This is a genomic window from Collimonas sp. (assembly GCF_035566375.1).
In the GTDB taxonomy this organism is placed as follows: Bacteria; Pseudomonadota; Gammaproteobacteria; order Burkholderiales; family Burkholderiaceae_D; genus Collimonas.
This window is the reverse complement of sequence record NZ_DATMRK010000067.1, coordinates 1-16,083: the sequence shown is the minus strand read 5'-3', so window position 1 is coordinate 16,083 and position 16,083 is coordinate 1. Positions and strand designations below refer to the sequence as shown.

Sequence of the window (16,083 nt, the reverse complement as noted above, 5' to 3'; positions counted from 1 at the left end):
CCCCATCGCCGGTCATGCGGATTGCCTCGCCGCTGTTTGCGGCGGTAGCGATGCTGCTAACCGGTATCGTCATTTTTACTGTGCTCGGCAAGAATCCGGAGCAGGCGTTTTACGTATTTTTCATCAAGCCGCTGCAAACCATGTACGGCGTCGGCGAGTTGCTGCTGAAAGCCACGCCGCTGTTGCTGTGCGCGCTTGGACTGGCGCTGGGGTTTCGTTCGAATGTCTGGAATATCGGCGCCGAAGGCCAACTGACCATGGGCGCAATTGCCGGCGGCGGTGTCGCGTTGTGGCTTGGCGACAGCAGCGCGGCCTGGGGCTTGCCGCTGATGCTGGTCGCCGGTGCGCTGGGCGGCATGGCCTGGGCGGCGGTTCCGGCCTATCTGCGCAATCGTTTCAATACCAGCGAGATTCTGGTGACGCTGATGCTGGTGTATATCGCGCAATTGCTGCTGTCGTATCTGGTGCATGGCCCATGGCGTGACCCGCAAGGTTTCAATTTTCCGCAATCGAAAACCTTCAGCGATGCCCACCTGATACCGATCCTGATCGAAGGCACACGCACCAACTGGGGCTTCATTCTGGGCTTGCTGCTGGCGCTGGCTTCCTGGCTGTTTTCTTCCAAAACCTACGCCGGTTACCGGATGCAGGTTGCCGGCCTGGCGCCTGCCGCGGCCGCCTATGCTGGCTTCTCGAATAAACGTAATGTCTGGATCGCGCTGCTCATCAGCGGCGCCAGCGCCGGCGTGGCGGGGTTATGCGAAGTGGCCGGCCCGATCGGCCAGTTGCAGGCGCAGATATCGCCTGGTTACGGTTTCGCAGCCATCATCGTGGCCTGGATCGGGCGTCTGCATCCGGTCGGCATTGTGCTCGGCTCGCTGCTGATGTCGCTGCTGTATCTCGGCGGCGAATCGGCACAGATGCAGATGGCGCTGCCATCGGCCATTACCGGCCTGTTTCAAGGCCTGCTGCTGTTTTACCTGTTGGCGGCAGATCTGTTTATCAGCTTCAGGCTGAAAAATGTCAGCGTCGCCCGTCAGTCCGCTGCTGTCGCCATCATCAAGGAAGCCGCATGAATCCCGCCAGCCCCATCCTGCCCATCATCACCAGCACCGTGGTCGCGGCCACGCCGCTGATCTACGCTGCACTCGGTGAAACGGTGGTCGAAAAAGCCGGCGTGCTCAACCTGGGTATCGAGGGCATGATGCTGGTCGGCGCCGTGGCCGGCTTTGCCGCCGCTCTGGCGACTGGCAGTGCGACAGTCGGCTTCGCCGCTGCGGCGGCGGCCGGGGTCGCCATGTCGCTGATCTTTGCCTTTCTGACGCTCAGCATGCAGGCCAACCAGGTAGCGACCGGGCTAGCCCTGACATTGTTCGGGATCGGCCTGTCGGCCTTCGTCGGGCACAGCCTGGCCGGTACCCCGATCCAAGGCTTGCAAGGCGTCGAGATTCCGTTGCTGTCGCAGTTGCCACTGCTTGGCAAGCTGCTGTTTCACTATGACATCATGGTCTATCTGTCGCTGGTGCTGCTGCTGGCGGTGTACTGGTTTCTGAGCAAAAGCCATACCGGTCTGAAAATGCGTGCGGTAGGCGAGTCGCCGACGGTGGCGCACGCCATCGGTCATCCGGTGATTCTGATTCGTTATCTGGCGGTCATGTTCGGCGGCGCCACGGCCGGTGTCGCGGGCGCTTACCTGTCGATCGTGCAGACCCCCATGTGGGTCGAGGGCATGACCGCAGGCAAGGGCTGGATCGCATTGGCGCTGGTAGTGTTTGGCACCTGGAAACCGCTACGTGTAGTGTGCGGCGCTTACCTTTTCGGCGGGGTAACGGTGTTGCAGTTGTACGCGCAGGGTTTCGGACTTGGCGTGCCGTCAGAATTGCTGTCGATGCTGCCGTACGCCGCGACGGTGGTGGTGCTGGTGATCATCTGCCGCGATCCTAAAACCATATTGTTGAATCAGCCGGTATCGCTCGGGCGCAGTTTTCATCCGGACGCCTGACGCCCGAGGTGTTGAGTTTCAATCATTGCGAATATACTGCAAAGGTCAACCCGCAGACGGAGGATGCAATGAACCAGCGATACGATGCAATCGTCATTGGCACCGGGCAATCCGGTCCTTCCCTGGCGGTACGGCTGGCCAACGCCGGCCGCAAGACAGCCGTCATCGAGCGCAAGCGTTTTGGCGGTACCTGCGTCAATACCGGTTGCATACCCACCAAGACTTTGATCGCAAGCGCGCGCGTGGCGCACATGGCGCGTCGCGCCGCCGAATTCGGCGTCATGATAGCCAGCCCGGTTGAGGTCGACATGGCACGCGTCAAGGCGCGTAAAGATCTGATCGTCAGGCAATCCAATCAAGGCGTGGCCGACTGGCTCAAGAGCACACCCAATCTTACGGTGATCGAAGGGCATGGCTGTTTTGAGAGTCCGCGCACGGTACGGGTTAATGGCGAGTTGCTGGAAGCAGATGAAATCTTTATCAATGTCGGCGGACGCGCCGCGGTACCTGATATCCCGGGACTGAAAGACATCCCATTCCTGACCAACTCCAGCATGATGGAGGTGGATTTCCTGCCGCAGCATCTGGTGATTGTCGGCGGCAGCTACATCGGCCTGGAGTTTGCCCAGATGTATCGCCGCTTCGGCAGCGAGGTCACGGTGATAGAAGGCGGGCCACGTCTGATCGGCCGCGAGGATGATCAAGTGTCCGCAACCATTCTGGACATCCTGCAAGGTGAAGGCATTCAAGTCAGGCTAGGCGCCAACATTCAGCGCGTCGAAAAACCTGACGATGCGGTCGTGCTTAGCGTGAGTGAGAACGAGAACGATGCATTGCACAAAATCTCAGGCTCGCATTTGCTGCTCGCGGTGGGACGTGTCCCGAACACCGCTGACCTCGGTCTCGACCAGGCAGGTATCAAGACCGATCAGCGCGGGTATATCGTGGTGGACGACAAACTCTGCACCAATGTACCGGGAATCTGGGCGCTGGGCGACGTCAATGGCCGCGGCGCATTTACCCATACCTCCTACAACGACTATGAAATTGTGGCAGCCAATCTGCTCGACCATGATGCACGCAGCGTAGCCGACCGGATTCAAGCGTACGCGCTGTTCATCGATCCGCCGCTGGGCAGGATCGGCATGACTGAGCGGGAAGTTCGCGCTAGTGGTCGCAATGCGCTGGTCGCCACGCTGCAGATGAAGAGAGTAGGGCGTGCGCGTGAACGTAGCGAAACCCAGGGCTATATGAGCGTGCTGGTGGATGCGGAAACAAAGAAAATCCTTGGCGCAATGCTGCTCGGCATTGAAGGCGATGAAGTGATCCATTCGATTCTTGACGTCATGTATACCGGCGCCTCGTACACCGCCATCCAGCGTGCGATGCACATTCATCCGACTGTCTCCGAGCTGGTGCCAACGCTATTGGGTGAGCTCAAGCCGTTGCAGCCGTGAGCTGTTCCTGAGGTTCGCTATATTCCATGATAGAAAATGGGGATGCTGAACTGCGGCATCCTCCGGGACTTACACAAAACGGCTGTCAGTCGCTGAGATCAACATCCCTTGCTGGAGTCAAATTGATCGGTAATCAGCCAGTGGTGTGCTTGCGCGGGTTCATCGGCGGCCGCGACCAGCGGAAAAGCGGCAATCAAGCCAAGCAGTAGCAAGCCGATCGCGAGTTTGATTGCAAGATGGTGGTGTTGCGATGAATGGGGGTGATGATGGAAATGCAGCATGATAGTCTTCTCCTTGTTGCTGGAAAAAAACATTCTTCAAGAAATATTCTTCAATACATGCCATTTTGTGAGCCCGATCTCCGGCAGATGGGAGAGGGTATGTCTATCATACTCTTTCCCGCTGGCGGCACAGTCATGTCAGCGCGTGTGCTGCGATGTCCCTGATCGTTTCCTTGACCATGAAGGATACCAAGGCTAGTTCGCGAATTGACCTTGACCAGGCGTAACCTCAGCTATCAGTCTCTTTGATATTAATTTTTTAATACATTGTGGACGGGGATGCCCACCTTGATGATTGTTTCCTGGTTCGGCACACTCGAAATGGCAATTTCGCCGCCTAGCATCAGCACCCGTTCGCGCACGCCGAGCAGGCCGAAGGATTGTTTCTTGCGTTGCGATGGATCGAAGCCTCTGCCGTTATCGCGTACCTCTAGCAGATAACGGCCTTCTTTGCGCTCCAATGCGATCCTGACTTTGGTCGCATCCGCATGACGGCTGATGTTAGTCAGGGATTCCTGCGCTATGCGGAAAATTTCGGTAGCGCGTTTTTCATCCAGATGAATATCTTCTTCAGCCACGTACCAGGAGCAGTGGATGTCAGGGTGACCGTTGCTGAACTCTTCTACCAGCCACTCCAGGGCCGGCACAATGCCCATGTCGAGTGCCGAGGGGCGTAACGATGTCACCAGGTTGCGCACCACCTGGATAGTGGAATCGACCAGCGTTATCATGCGCCGTATGGTCGCCTGCAGCGACGCATCGTCCTCTTTGCATTGCAGCCCAAGAACCGACATATTCATGCGCAACGCCGACAGGCATTGTCCCAGTTCGTCGTGAATCTCGCGCGACAGGTGGCGCCGTTCATCTTCTCTTGCGGTTTCGTTGCGGGCAGCCAGTTGCCGCAGCAGCAACTGCGATTCTTCGAGGCGACGTTGAGTTTCTTTGAGAACGGTGATGTTTTTGCCTATCGCCAGCGCACCATTGACCTCGCCATCCAGATTGCATTCGGCGACGATGTGAAAGACATAATCGGTAAGTTGCTGATCCATTTTTGTCGCCCTGATAAAAATCTGGGCCGGGATCCTGGTCGCCATGACTTTTTTTAGTGTCGCGTTGTATTCTTCACCTGAGATACCGGTTCGCCATTTCGCATCAGGCATTTCGTTCATCGCATGCCTTGCCGGAATCCCGGTTGCCCGCTCGTAGGCCGGGTTGACATAGGTGCGCCGGCAGTTGCGATCGTAGCGCACCACCAGATCGGGCAGGTTTTCAGCCAGCGTACGGAACTCCTGCTCGCGCTTGGATAACAATTCTTCCACCTGTTTGCTTTCGGTGATGTCGCGCGCCAGACTGACCTTGTAACTACATCCTAAATATTCGAAATACTTGGAATTGACTTCCACCGGAAAGATACGCCCATCTTTCGTCTTATGGCGAGTTTCAAACTTTCTTGCCGCGAGGATCTTGAGGTCATTGAAGTCTTGCGGCCAGCGCGCGGCAGGCCAATCGGGATCGATATCGGGTATGCCCATCTCCAGCAATTCCGCGCGGCTATAATTCAACGCTCGGCAGGCTGCATCGTTAACGTAGCGAAAGCGCGCATCTTTATCGATCAGGAATAAGCTGTCGTTGACTTGATTCAATGCAAAGTCGACCAGCGCGAGGTGTTTCTCGGTTTGTTTGCGGCGGCTGATGTCGCGCGCGAAGCCGACGCTGCCGTGCAACTTGGCGGTATCGATCTCCTCCTGCTGCGTGAGTTCGGCGGCATCGAAAATCTGGGAGAAAAAATAGGCAGGCGCCCCGTGCTCGTTACGCAGCGGCGATATGTGCGTCCGAGCGTGGATGATCTGACCGCTCTTATGAATGCAACGGCAGTTCAGGTGGGAGCCGTTGAGCGCACCTTGCACTACATCCTGCGCCAATCGATCAAGCGCGGCGAGCATTGCGGGTTGATCGGCAGGATGCAGGATATCTGCGAAATGCTTTCCTTGCAGTTCCGTTGCTGCGTATCCGAGGAGCATGCATGCCGCGGGATTGATCGCCAGGAAAATCTTGTCCGGGCTGACAGCGCTCATCGCAACCGTAGATTGAGCGAACACTTCTTGAAAAAAATCTTTCCCGATGAGCAGTGAATTTGCGGCGGGATCGTCTCGCATAGAGGTCATCGGTTCAGAATTTTCATCGGCAGCTTCAATTGTATTGCCGCGCGATTCATTCTGGCTATAGGTCGGCGAGCGTGCGACGCTGACGTTTCGAGGGCCGCAAGCGTTGGAAAACATGCAGGGAAATGAGTGCTGATGGAAAATCTTCAGCTTTTCATAGCGGGCTGCGATATCGCATGCACTGGCATTGGTTGCGAGCGTAGGAATTTGCCTACATTTACATTGCAAATACCTACTGTGATTTCAAGAAGTCCCTACATGGCTCTGTCGTTTTTTTGCCGCAAAATCTCGGCTCAATTTCACGCCTCAATTTCACACGATATGTACACGTACTATCGTTTGGCAAAAAAAAATGTTTTGGAGAGGGAATGGCAATTTGGGGTCGCCTGTCGGATTTTTCATTGCATGCTGTAGTCACTAGTCTGGGAGAATATCGCTCCGGTGTAATTCACATCGATATCGGCGATGGCAATCAGTACTACCTGCACGTTTCAGAACAAGTATTAACCGCTCTACAGATGAATGAGGACAGTTTTGATCAGCCAGAACAGGCCAGAGCGGTGCTGGCCAAATTGTTTTCGTCCGCTACTGGTACGTTTCGCTATCTGTCGGCCAGTACCTTGCCGCTACGCAGGGATTTTCATCTGGATCTGAACACGTTTCAAAAACCGCCGCTGCTTTCCGTCTTTCATCATCGCGGCATGAAAAGGCTGCTGCCGCATGCTGATACGCGCTTCACTTTAAACCGCAATGACCATGCGATGGATAACTACGTGCTGCAGCGCTTCCTGGATAGCACGACAACGCAGTTGACGGCTGGCGCCAGCGCCTCAGAGCTGGCTCAGCTGCTCAACGAAGACGTTGAAAAAATACGCTTCTATTTTTATCGGTTGATAGAGATGGCCGTGATTGCTTCAACTGAATCGCATGGAAAAACTCTTTAGCCAAGAGTAATTGCATGCTAATGGCCGTGACGCGGATGACCGATTGCAGATACTCGCCTTGCCTGGCGGCTTAGCAGCAGTGTGACTACTGCTGACACTGCCAGCGTTGCCGCAACTACATAGAGGCCGGCAGCATAGCCGCCGGTCAGATTCTTCAGCCAGCCGATCGCAAACGGGCCAACGAAGCCGCCAAGATTGCCTACCGAGTTGATCATCGCTATGCCAGCGGCAGCGCCTGCTCCTGAAAGGAAGGAGCTTGGCATGGCCCATAACGGTGCTTTGGCGGAACTGATACCGACATTTACCGCGACAAGTGCAAGAACCACCAGCAATGCTGTCGTCGCCAGGCCGGCAAAAACCAGGCCTATGCATGCAAGTACACAAGGAATCACGACGTGCCAGGTGCGCTCTTCGGTACGATCCGAATGCTTTGCCCATAGGATCATGGCGACCACGGCGACAACACTCGGTACTCCGGTCAGCAATCCGGTCTGCCACGGGGTGAAGCCAAATTCACGAATGATCAGCGGCGCCCAAAGGCCCAAGGTATAAAGGCCGGCGGAGGTGCCGAAGTAGATGAGTGCGAGAGCCAGGACACGCGGGTCTTTCAATGCACTGAGAGCGCCAGCGGTGTGGCCGGTATTGGATTGTCGGGCGGCAGCTTCACCCTTCAGCCTGGCGATCAGCCATTCACGCTCATCGGCCGCCAGCCATTTCGCTTTCGCAGGCGTATCGGTCAGGTACTTCAATACGACGAAGCCGAGAATAATCGCAGGCACTGCTTCAATGAAGTACAACATCTGCCAGTCAGCCAATCCGAAAACCGATGGCAACTGCATGATTGCGCCTGACAATGGGGATCCGATTGCGACTGAAATCGGCGCCGCAGCCATGAACCACGCCGCAGCGACTGCACGTTGTTTCACCGGGAACCACAAACTCAAATAGAGAATGATCCCGGGGAAGAAGCCTGCTTCGGCAACCCCCAGCAAAAAACGCAGTACATAGAAGCTGTTCGGTCCGGCAGCAAAGGCCGATAGCGCAGAGATGATGCCCCAGGTAACCATCACGCGTGCGATCCAGATACGCGCGCCGACACGATGAAGTATCAGGTTGGACGGGACTTCAAATAAGAAGTAGCCGATGAAAAACAGGCCGCCGCCCAAACCAAACGCCGTGGGCGAGAGGCGGATTGCCTTATTCATCGTCATTGCGGCAAAGCCGACGTTGACGCGGTCAAGGAAGCTGACAAAGTAAAGCAGCATGACAAACGGAATGATGCGCCACATGAGCTTGCGAGATACGCGTGATTCGAGGCTTAATTCCAGGCTTGATTCGAGATCAGATTTCATTGTCTCCTCCTTGGAGGTTATAGCGTTGCATTATTGAAAATCGATACTGCTGCCGAGAGAACTACCGTTTAAACCGGTTATTTTTATTACTCTGAACAAAAGGAATGTCAGATATTGTCGGGCTGAGCGGCAATGAAAATGGCGCGAAAGTCATTCACGTTGGTTAGCGTGGGGCCGGTGACGACCGAGTCACCAAGTGCCTGGAAAAATCCGTGAGCATCATTGTTTGCAAGGCTTGCCAGCGGATGGATGCCATGCTTCCTTGCCCGTGCAAGGGTGTCGGGCCTCAGCAGGGCACCGGCAATTTCTTCCTGGCCATCGACGCCGTCGGTGTCGCCGGCGATGGCAAAGATGCCGTCTTCCCCGTTCAGGGCGACGCCCAACGCCAGCAGGAACTCGACGTTGCGGCCACCCCGGCCCTTGCCGCGAATCGTGACGGTAGTCTCGCCGCCGGACAGCAGAACGCAGGGAGGCTTGAAAGGTTGAGCGGGTTGAGCGCAACGCTTGACCTGCCTGGCAATCGCTGCCATGACTTTGCCGACCTCGCGTGCTTCACCTTCAATCGCGTCGCTCAGAATATAGGCGTTGATCCCGGCCTCTTTAGCAAGCCTGGCAGCGGCTTCCAGGGCAAGTTGAGGTGTCGCAATCAGATGTGTTTCGATATGCGGGAGACGTGGATCATTGGGCTTCAAGGATTCAGAACGGCCGCTTTCCAGCATGGCGCTTACCGCCGGCGGCACTTTGATGGCGTAACGCTGCAATACGGCGAGCGCATCCGCACAGGTAGTGGCATCTGCTACCGTCGGGCCTGAGGCGATGTCATGCAAGCCGTCCGCGGGGACATCGGAAATGATCAGATTGACGACGCGGGCAGGATGGCAAGCAGCCGCCAAGCGACCGCCCTTGATGGCGGAGAGATGGCGGCGTACACAGTTCATTTCAGAGATGCTGGCGCCGCTGGCCAGCAGTGCTTGACTGATCTCTTGTTTGTCTGCCAGCGTCAAGCCTTCAGCCGGTAATGGCAGTAGCGCAGAACCACCGCCCGAGATCAGGCAAAGAACCATGTCGTCAGCGCTCAATCCGCTCACGCGCTTGAGAATTTTTTCAGCCGCTTTCAGGCCGTTTGCATCAGGCACAGGGTGCGACGCTTCCAGAATCTCGATGCGCTGGCAGGGAACCGCATAACCGTAACGCGTAACGACGATGCCTTCCAGCGCTCCGCTCCAGTTGTCCTCGACCGCCTTGGCCATTGCAGCCGACGCCTTGCCTGCGCCAATAACAATCAAACGCCCACGAGGAGGCGCCGGCAAGAATTGCGGGACGCGCGAAGTCGGCTGCGCGACCGCAATAGCGACGTCAAAGATGTCTTTCAACAAGCGATCGATGCTGGTAACGGATTTGGCGTCGAAGCGGCCGGAAAGCTTAGGATACTTGGACGTGCTCATTTCCGGGGCCACGTCGAAAGCAAGCGGAAAGCAGTAAATGCAATAAACATGATGTCTCCAGCTTTATTTTTGCCAGGGGTAGTGCTTACCTCGGCTCGGCGCAGGCCGGTTTGCTCCCGGTATTTTTATGTTTTTCCTGCTCAGAAGTCTGCCCAGAAGTCTGCTCAGACCCGCCGGGCAGTTGATGGCTACGCCGCGGCTTTTTCTGCCGGGGCTGCGGTCTTTTCAAGGAATGCACAAACAGCAGCAGTCACTTGCGCTGTCGTGGCATTGCCACCCAGATCGCGGGTATGCAAGGAAGGGTCGGCAGTAACTGCTTCGACAGCTTGCATGACACGTTTTGCGGCGTCATGTTCGCCCAGATGTTCGAGCAGCATCACGACCGACCAGAAAGTACCGACCGGGTTGGCCAAGCCCTTGCCCATGATGTCGAACGCCGAACCGTGGATCGGTTCGAACATCGATGGATAGCGGCGCTCTGGATCGATATTGCCGGTTGGCGCAATACCCAGGCTGCCGGCCAGCGCTGCCGCCAAGTCGCTCAGAATGTCTGCATGCAGATTGGTGGCGACGATGGTGTCTAGCGTTGCGGGACGATTGACCATGCGCGCCGTTGCCGCGTCGACCAACTCCTTGTCCCAGGTCACATCCGGGAATTCTTTCGAAATCTGAACTGCGATCTCATCCCACATCACCATCGCGTGACGTTGTGCATTGCTCTTGGTGATCACGGTCAGCAGCTTGCGCGGACGGGATTGCGCCAGGCGAAAGGCGAAGCGCATGATGCGTTCCACACCGGCGCGCGTCATCATCGAGACGTCAGTAGCCGCTTCGATCGGATGGCCTTGGTGCACGCGGCCGCCGACGCCGGCATATTCGCCTTCCGAGTTTTCACGGACGATTACCCAGTTCAGGTCGTCTTGCTTGCAACGCTTCAACGGCGCATCAATGCCGGGCAGGATGCGGGTCGGGCGCACGTTGGCGTATTGATCAAAGCCTTGGCAGATTTTCAGGCGCAAACCCCACAAGGTGATGTGATCGGGAATATCCGGGTCGCCTGCCGAACCGAACAGGATGGCGTCCTTGTCACGCAGCGCATCCAAGCCATCGGCCGGCATCATCGCGCCGGTCTTGCGGTAGTAGTCGCCGCCCCAGTCGAAATCTTGAAATTCGAATGCAAACGTCTTGTTTGTCCTAGCCAGCGCTTCGAGCACCTGTTGGCCCGCCGGAACGACTTCCTTGCCGATACCGTCACCTGGAATAGTTGCGATGCGATAAGTCTTCATGTCTCCTGCCTTTCAAAAAATGTTCGGTGTGACTGCACTCTACCGACGTTTTCTGGCAAAAACCGGTGCTAAACTTAAAGCGTTCTTAACTATTATTCACAAGTGAGACATCATGCAAGAGACGGTTCTTCCATCGGATTTGGGCTTTTTCTCAACACTTGCAGCTTCCGGCAGCCTGAGCGCTACCGCCCGCGAACTAGGGCTGACTGCAGCTGCAGTCAGCAAGCATTTGACGCAAATGGAGAGCCGGGCCGGCGTGCCGCTGGTGAATCGGACGACCCGGCGGATGATGCTGACCCCGGAGGGCGAGCTTTACCTGGAGCATGCGCGCCGGATCCTGGACGAAATCAACCAGCTTTCGGAGTTGCTCGGCAGCGCCAAGAAGCGGCCGGAAGGCCTGTTGCGCGTCAACGCAACACTTGGGTTCGGGAGAAGTCATGTGGCGCCGGCGATCTCTAAATTCGTCGCCGCCTTTCCGCAAGTCTCGGTGCAACTGCAGTTATCTGTCATGCCGCCGCCGCTGACTGATGACACATTCGACGTCTGCATTCGATTCGGCGAGCCGCCGGATACACGCGTCGTCGCGCGGCGCCTGGCTGCCAATCGGCGACTGTTATGCGCGACGCCGGCTTACCTGGCGCGACGCGGTACGCCAGTCACCCCGCACGATCTGGCGAAGCACAATTGCATCGGTATCCGGCAAGGGGATGAAGCCTACGGCGTCTGGCGCCTGACGACCGGGAGCGGGGCGGCTAAAAAAACGGAGACCGTGAAGATTCGCGGCAACCTGACTACCAATGATGGCGAAATCGCAGTGAGATGGGCGCTGGATGGGCATGGAATTCTGTTGCGAGCCGAATGGGACATCAATCAATACCTGCAGGACGGCAAGCTGGTCCAGGTGCTGCCTAATTGTGCAACGCCCAATGCGGATATTTTTGCGGTGTATTCACAGCGCCACCAGATGTCAAATCGTATTCGTGCGTTCGTGGACTTTATTGCGAAAGAGTTGGCGCCAGCTGCTCAATAACGATTTCCTGGGATATAAGGAGCGCTGGATAACTGCGATAAGGCTTGCATAGCGGGCTTGCATAGCGCTGCTGTTTCCGATCTTCGGTGATTTCTATTTCATCCTATAAATAACGGTGGATTAGGCAGAAATCACCTTATTCCCCGGGCTGGCGTCTCGGCCTTTACTTGGGCCTTTACTCGGGCCTTGTATCTCGCCCTGTATCTCGTCATGCGACTTGCCTGCAGTGATTTGGGCCGACGCGCCCAATTGAATGCCGTTCTTCACGGCCACAACCTCAGCCATGATAGACAGCGCGATCTCGGCGGTCGTCTTGCTGCCGATGTACAGGCCTGCCGGCCCATGCAGTCCCTGCAGCGCGGGCTCCGTTATGTCAAAGTATGTGCGCAGCCGGTTGCGGCGTTGCTCGCTGTTGCGACGCGAACCGATGGCTCCGACATAGAAAGCATTGGACTGCAGTGCGTCAATCAGAGCCAGATCGTCCAGCTTGGGATCGTGCGTCAGGGCTACTACCGCGGTGCGTGCATCGGGCTGTAACCGCAGGATCAGGTCGTCTGGCATTTCGCGGCTGACTACCACGCCATCCAGCTGCCAGCTTGCGCGGTATTGCTCTCGCGGGTCGCAGACGATCACCTCGAAACCCAGGCTCAGCGCCATCTGGCACAGGTAGCGCGACAGGTCTCCAGCCCCGATAACGATGAGACGGGCGCGCGGCCCCAGGTAGGTGGTCAGCTGATTGTCGTCGAGCCGGGGCACACCATCGCGCCTGCCTTGACGCAGTTCCACCCTGCCGGTGTGCAGATCCAGCACCCGTTCGGTGCTGCGCCGCTGCTCGCAGGCCCGCAGGAGTTCGCCTAGCCGACTGTGCGCAGACACCGGTTCCAGCACCAGTTCCACGGTGCCTCCGCAAGGCAGGCCGAAGCGGTGCGCCTGGTCAGCTGAGATGCCGTAGCGCAGCACACTGGGCAGGTCGCTTGTGCAAACGGCGTGTGCGCCATCTTTCCGGATACGGAGGATGAGGTCGTCCTCAATGCAGCCGCCCGACACCGAACCGATGGTTTCGCCCCGCCCGTTGATGGCCATAAGCGAGCCGGGCGGTCGAGGCGAGGAGCCCCAGGTGCGCGCGACGGTGACCAGCACCACGGGCAGGTCCGCCTCCTGCCAGCCCAATGCGGTGCGCAAGACCAGGGTGTCGAGATCTTCCATCGCGCCGATTTACGCCAGTTTGAACGGCAGTTGGCGTATCGGTTTGCCGGTCAGCTGCGCAATGGCGTTGGCGAAAGCAGGGGCCAGCGGCGGCAGGCCCGGCTCACCCATGCCGGTCGGCGGCTCGGCGCTGGGTACGATGTGGACATCCAGCGTCGGTATGTCGGTCATGCGCGCTACAGTAAAGTCGCTGAAGTTGCTTTGCTCGACAACGCCGTCCTTGAGCGTGATGGCCGAGCCTGGCAGGCACATCGACAATCCCATGATCGCCGCGCCTTGTATCTGCGCTTCCACGCTGCGCGGGTTGACCGCAAGGTTGCAGTGCACGCCGGCGGTCACGCGATGCAGTACCGGTTGGCCGTCCCGTAGCGAGGCTTCTACCACGTAAGCCACCACCGATTGGAAGGATTCGTGCACCGCCACGCCCCAGGCGCGTCCGGCGGGTAACTGCTGCTTGCCATACCCGCTCTGGTCCACCGCCAATTGCAGCGCAGCCCGGTGGCGAGCATGCTTGTCGCCGAACAGCTGCATCCGGTAGGCCACCGGGTCCTGTTTCGTGCTGCGGGCGATCTGGTCGATCAAGGTCTCCATCACGAAGGCGGTGTGGGTGGAGCCCACGCTGCGCCACCACAGTACCGGCACATTCAGCTTGGGGTGATGCACCGTCAGACGCATCGGCAGCGGATAAGGCTCGCGCATGCCTTCCGTTGCGGTGGCGTCGATGCCGTTCTTCACCTGGAACTGTTCGAACACGGAGCCGGTGGTGATGGACTGGCCGACGATGACATGGTCCCAGGCCAGCACCTTGCCGCGTTCGTCGAAGCCGATGCGCGCGCGGTGCAAATGCATCGGACGGTAGTAGCCGCCGCGCATGTCGTCCTCGCGGCTCCACAGTGTGCGCACCGGAACCTTCAAGCCGGCGGCGCGGGCGGCCTTGGCGATCTCGCAGGCCTCGACCACGAAGTCGCTGCCGCTGGAGAAGCGCCGGCCGAAACCGCCGCCTGCCATCTGCACATGCACAACTACCTGTTCCGGTTTGATGCCCAGTACGCGTGCGACTGCGGCACCGTCCAGCCCGGGGCACTGGGAACCGGTCCATATCTCAGCGCGGCCGTCGGTGAGCGCAACGGTGCAGTTGAGAGGTTCCATGGCCGCGTGGGCCAGGTAAGGGAACACGAACTCGGCTTCCAGTTGCCGCGGCGCGCTTGCCAAAGGCGTCATGTCGGCGTCGAATTGGCGCGCTCCAGGCTGGGCGGCAAGGGCTCTGTACTGGGCCAGTTGCTTTTCACTGTCCACTTTCTCGACGGCGGCGGTGTTCCACTCCAGCTTTAGCGCATCGCGCCCCTGCTTGGCCGGCCAGTAGCCATCGGCGATCACGGCCACGCCTTCGGCGCCGCGATCGAGCGGCACGCGCAGCACGGCCTTCACGCCTTTCACGGCGCGCGCCGCGCTATCGTCCACTGACGCCAGGCGGGCGCCAAACATCGGCGGGCGCGCCACCACCGCCGTCAACTGACCGGGCAGGCGGACGTCAATCCCGAACTGCTGCCGGCCGCTGCTCTTGGCGCGCGCGTCCAGGCGCGTGGTGGGGCGACCGATGATGCGGAAATCCTTGGGATCCTTCAGTGTGACTTTCCCCGGCACGGGAAAGGCCATCGCGGCTTCGGCCAGTTCGCCGTAACTCAGCTTACGCCCCCCGGGGCCTAGCACCGAACCAGCTTCCGTGCGCAGGGTAGCCACGTCCACATTCCAGCGCGCCGCCGCCGCGCCCAACAGCATGGCCCGGGCGCGAGCGCCGAGCTCGCGATACTGCGTGAAGCTGTTCTTGACCGAATTGGAGCCACCGGTGAGGTGAATGCCGAAGAGCGGATCGACGTAGGCAGGATCGTTCGAGCCGTGCCGGCTGCGGACCATGCTCCAGTCCGCGTCCAGCTCCTCGGCCAGAATCATCGACAAACCGGTCTGCACGCCCTGGCCGAACTCCAGCCGGTTGACGGCTACCGTGACCTCGCCATTGGGGGCGATCTGCACAAAGGCCGACGGCTGTTGGGTCGGCTTGAGGGCGCTGCCAGCCTGGTCGCTAATGGTGGCTTGGGTGGCTTGTCCCATAGCCAGATGGGGAAAGGCGCCGAGCGCCAGGCCGACAGAGCCGGCCAGCTTCAGGAACTGGCGGCGCGGAAGTGTGGCGGCTTCTTCGCTTTGTCCGCGCGTCAGCATGTGCTGCAGGGCGCGTGGCATTTCGCTGTAATCTACATTGGGCAACATGGCAGCTCTTTCAGGCGAGGGTTTTGGCGGCGTCGGCCACAGCCGCACGGATGCGGGCATAGGTGCCGCAGCGGCAGATATTGCCGGCCATGGCCGAGTCGATTTCGGCGGCGGTCGGCTGCTTGCCGCGCGGCAGCGACTTGAGGAATCCCGTGGCGCTCATGATCTGGCCGCTCTGGCAGTAGCCGCACTGCGCCACGTCGTGCTTGAGCCATGCGGCGTGTACCGCGGCGCCGACCGGATCACTGCCGTCGGTCATGGCCTCGATGGTGGTGATCTTCCTGCCTTCCGCAGCAGAGACAGGTGTAATGCACGACCGGGTAGCCTGGCCGTCCAGATGCACGGTGCAGGCGCCGCACAGCGCGGCGCCGCAGCCGAACTTCGTGCCGGTCATGCCCAGCGTGTCGCGCAAGGCCCAGAGAATGGGGGTGTCCGGGGCGACGTCGACCGTGTGCTCACCACCGTTGACATGGAGCGTGCTCATGATGGGTCAGTCCTTCGCAGGTTAGGTGTGTCGTGGCAAGTGCGACTCGCCTCGCGATCAGAAGCTGCCGTCCGTCGACGTCGAAAGCGACTCCAGGGCGTGCACCGCCTTCAGCCGAGCCTCCACAGCCGGCCCGACCACCGCCAGTGCATCGCTTCCGGCCACGAAC

13 protein-coding genes are annotated in these 16,083 nt (G+C 58.8%); 5 read left to right on the top strand and 8 right to left on the bottom strand.

Annotated elements, in window-relative coordinates; genetic code table 11:
* The first annotated feature begins 14 nt into the window (after positions 1 to 14).
* The 3 genes from VNZ60_RS20755 (at position 15) to VNZ60_RS20745 (ending at position 3,459) form a co-directional block, all read left to right on the top strand.
* Entirely contained in the window at positions 15 to 1,076 is a 1,062-nt protein-coding gene (locus tag VNZ60_RS20755; RefSeq protein WP_325662587.1) for an ABC transporter permease, read from the top strand.
* Positions 1,073 to 2,002 (top strand): ABC transporter permease, encoded by a 930-nt coding sequence (locus VNZ60_RS20750; protein ID WP_325662558.1) that lies wholly within the window; start codon positions 1,073 to 1,075, stop codon positions 2,000 to 2,002. The genes VNZ60_RS20755 and VNZ60_RS20750 overlap by 4 nt, the downstream gene beginning before the upstream one ends.
* 68 nt (positions 2,003 to 2,070) lie before the next feature.
* Positions 2,071 to 3,459 carry an FAD-containing oxidoreductase gene (locus tag VNZ60_RS20745; protein ID WP_325662556.1) on the top strand — a complete coding sequence of 463 codons (1,389 nt, stop codon included), beginning with the start codon at positions 2,071 to 2,073 and terminating at the stop codon, positions 3,457 to 3,459.
* 98 nt (positions 3,460 to 3,557) lie between these two features.
* On the opposite strand, the gene VNZ60_RS20740 is transcribed toward VNZ60_RS20745, so the two are convergent.
* Positions 3,558 to 3,740, bottom strand: a complete 183-nt coding sequence (locus tag VNZ60_RS20740) for a hypothetical protein (protein WP_325662554.1) — start codon at positions 3,738 to 3,740, stop codon at positions 3,558 to 3,560.
* A 251-nt stretch (positions 3,741 to 3,991) separates the two neighbouring features.
* On the bottom strand, positions 3,992 to 6,019 hold the full coding sequence (locus VNZ60_RS20735) for a PAS domain-containing sensor histidine kinase (protein ID WP_325662552.1): 2,028 nt from the start codon (positions 6,017 to 6,019) through the stop codon (positions 3,992 to 3,994).
* Between the two features lie 251 nt (positions 6,020 to 6,270).
* On the opposite strand from VNZ60_RS20735, the gene VNZ60_RS20730 reads away from it, so the two are divergent.
* Positions 6,271 to 6,846 (top strand): hypothetical protein, encoded by a 576-nt coding sequence (locus tag VNZ60_RS20730; RefSeq protein ID WP_325662550.1) that lies wholly within the window; start codon positions 6,271 to 6,273, stop codon positions 6,844 to 6,846.
* Between the two features lie 17 nt (positions 6,847 to 6,863).
* On the opposite strand, the gene VNZ60_RS20725 is transcribed toward VNZ60_RS20730, so the two are convergent.
* From VNZ60_RS20725 to VNZ60_RS20715, 3 genes are all read right to left on the bottom strand, one after another.
* Entirely contained in the window at positions 6,864 to 8,198 is a 1,335-nt protein-coding gene (locus VNZ60_RS20725; RefSeq protein ID WP_414648930.1) for an MFS transporter, read from the bottom strand.
* 107 nt (positions 8,199 to 8,305) lie between these two features.
* Positions 8,306 to 9,643 carry a glycerate kinase type-2 family protein gene (locus VNZ60_RS20720; RefSeq protein WP_325662548.1) on the bottom strand — a complete coding sequence of 446 codons (1,338 nt, stop codon included), beginning with the start codon at positions 9,641 to 9,643 and terminating at the stop codon, positions 8,306 to 8,308.
* Between the two features lie 188 nt (positions 9,644 to 9,831).
* Entirely contained in the window at positions 9,832 to 10,929 is a 1,098-nt protein-coding gene (locus tag VNZ60_RS20715) for a tartrate dehydrogenase (RefSeq protein WP_325662546.1), read from the bottom strand.
* 112 nt (positions 10,930 to 11,041) lie between these two features.
* Here VNZ60_RS20715 and VNZ60_RS20710 point away from each other — a divergent pair, with 112 nt between their 5' ends.
* Positions 11,042 to 11,959 carry a LysR family transcriptional regulator gene (locus VNZ60_RS20710; protein WP_325662544.1) on the top strand — a complete coding sequence of 306 codons (918 nt, stop codon included), beginning with the start codon at positions 11,042 to 11,044 and terminating at the stop codon, positions 11,957 to 11,959.
* A 120-nt stretch (positions 11,960 to 12,079) separates the two neighbouring features.
* Here VNZ60_RS20710 and VNZ60_RS20705 read toward each other — a convergent pair whose 3' ends face one another.
* Genes VNZ60_RS20705 through VNZ60_RS20695 form a run of 3 tightly spaced genes read right to left on the bottom strand, consistent with a single transcriptional unit; the run spans position 12,080 to position 15,914 of the window.
* Positions 12,080 to 13,165 carry an XdhC family protein gene (locus tag VNZ60_RS20705; RefSeq protein WP_325662543.1) on the bottom strand — a complete coding sequence of 362 codons (1,086 nt, stop codon included), beginning with the start codon at positions 13,163 to 13,165 and terminating at the stop codon, positions 12,080 to 12,082.
* Between the two features lie 9 nt (positions 13,166 to 13,174).
* Positions 13,175 to 15,430, bottom strand: a complete 2,256-nt coding sequence (locus tag VNZ60_RS20700; RefSeq protein ID WP_325662541.1) for a xanthine dehydrogenase family protein molybdopterin-binding subunit — start codon at positions 15,428 to 15,430, stop codon at positions 13,175 to 13,177.
* A gap of 10 nt (positions 15,431 to 15,440) precedes the next feature.
* The gene (locus VNZ60_RS20695) at positions 15,441 to 15,914 is read right to left on the bottom strand and encodes a (2Fe-2S)-binding protein (RefSeq protein WP_325662539.1); all 474 of its coding nucleotides are present in this window, start codon (positions 15,912 to 15,914) and stop codon (positions 15,441 to 15,443) included.
* Between the last annotated feature and the right edge of the window lie 169 nt (positions 15,915 to 16,083).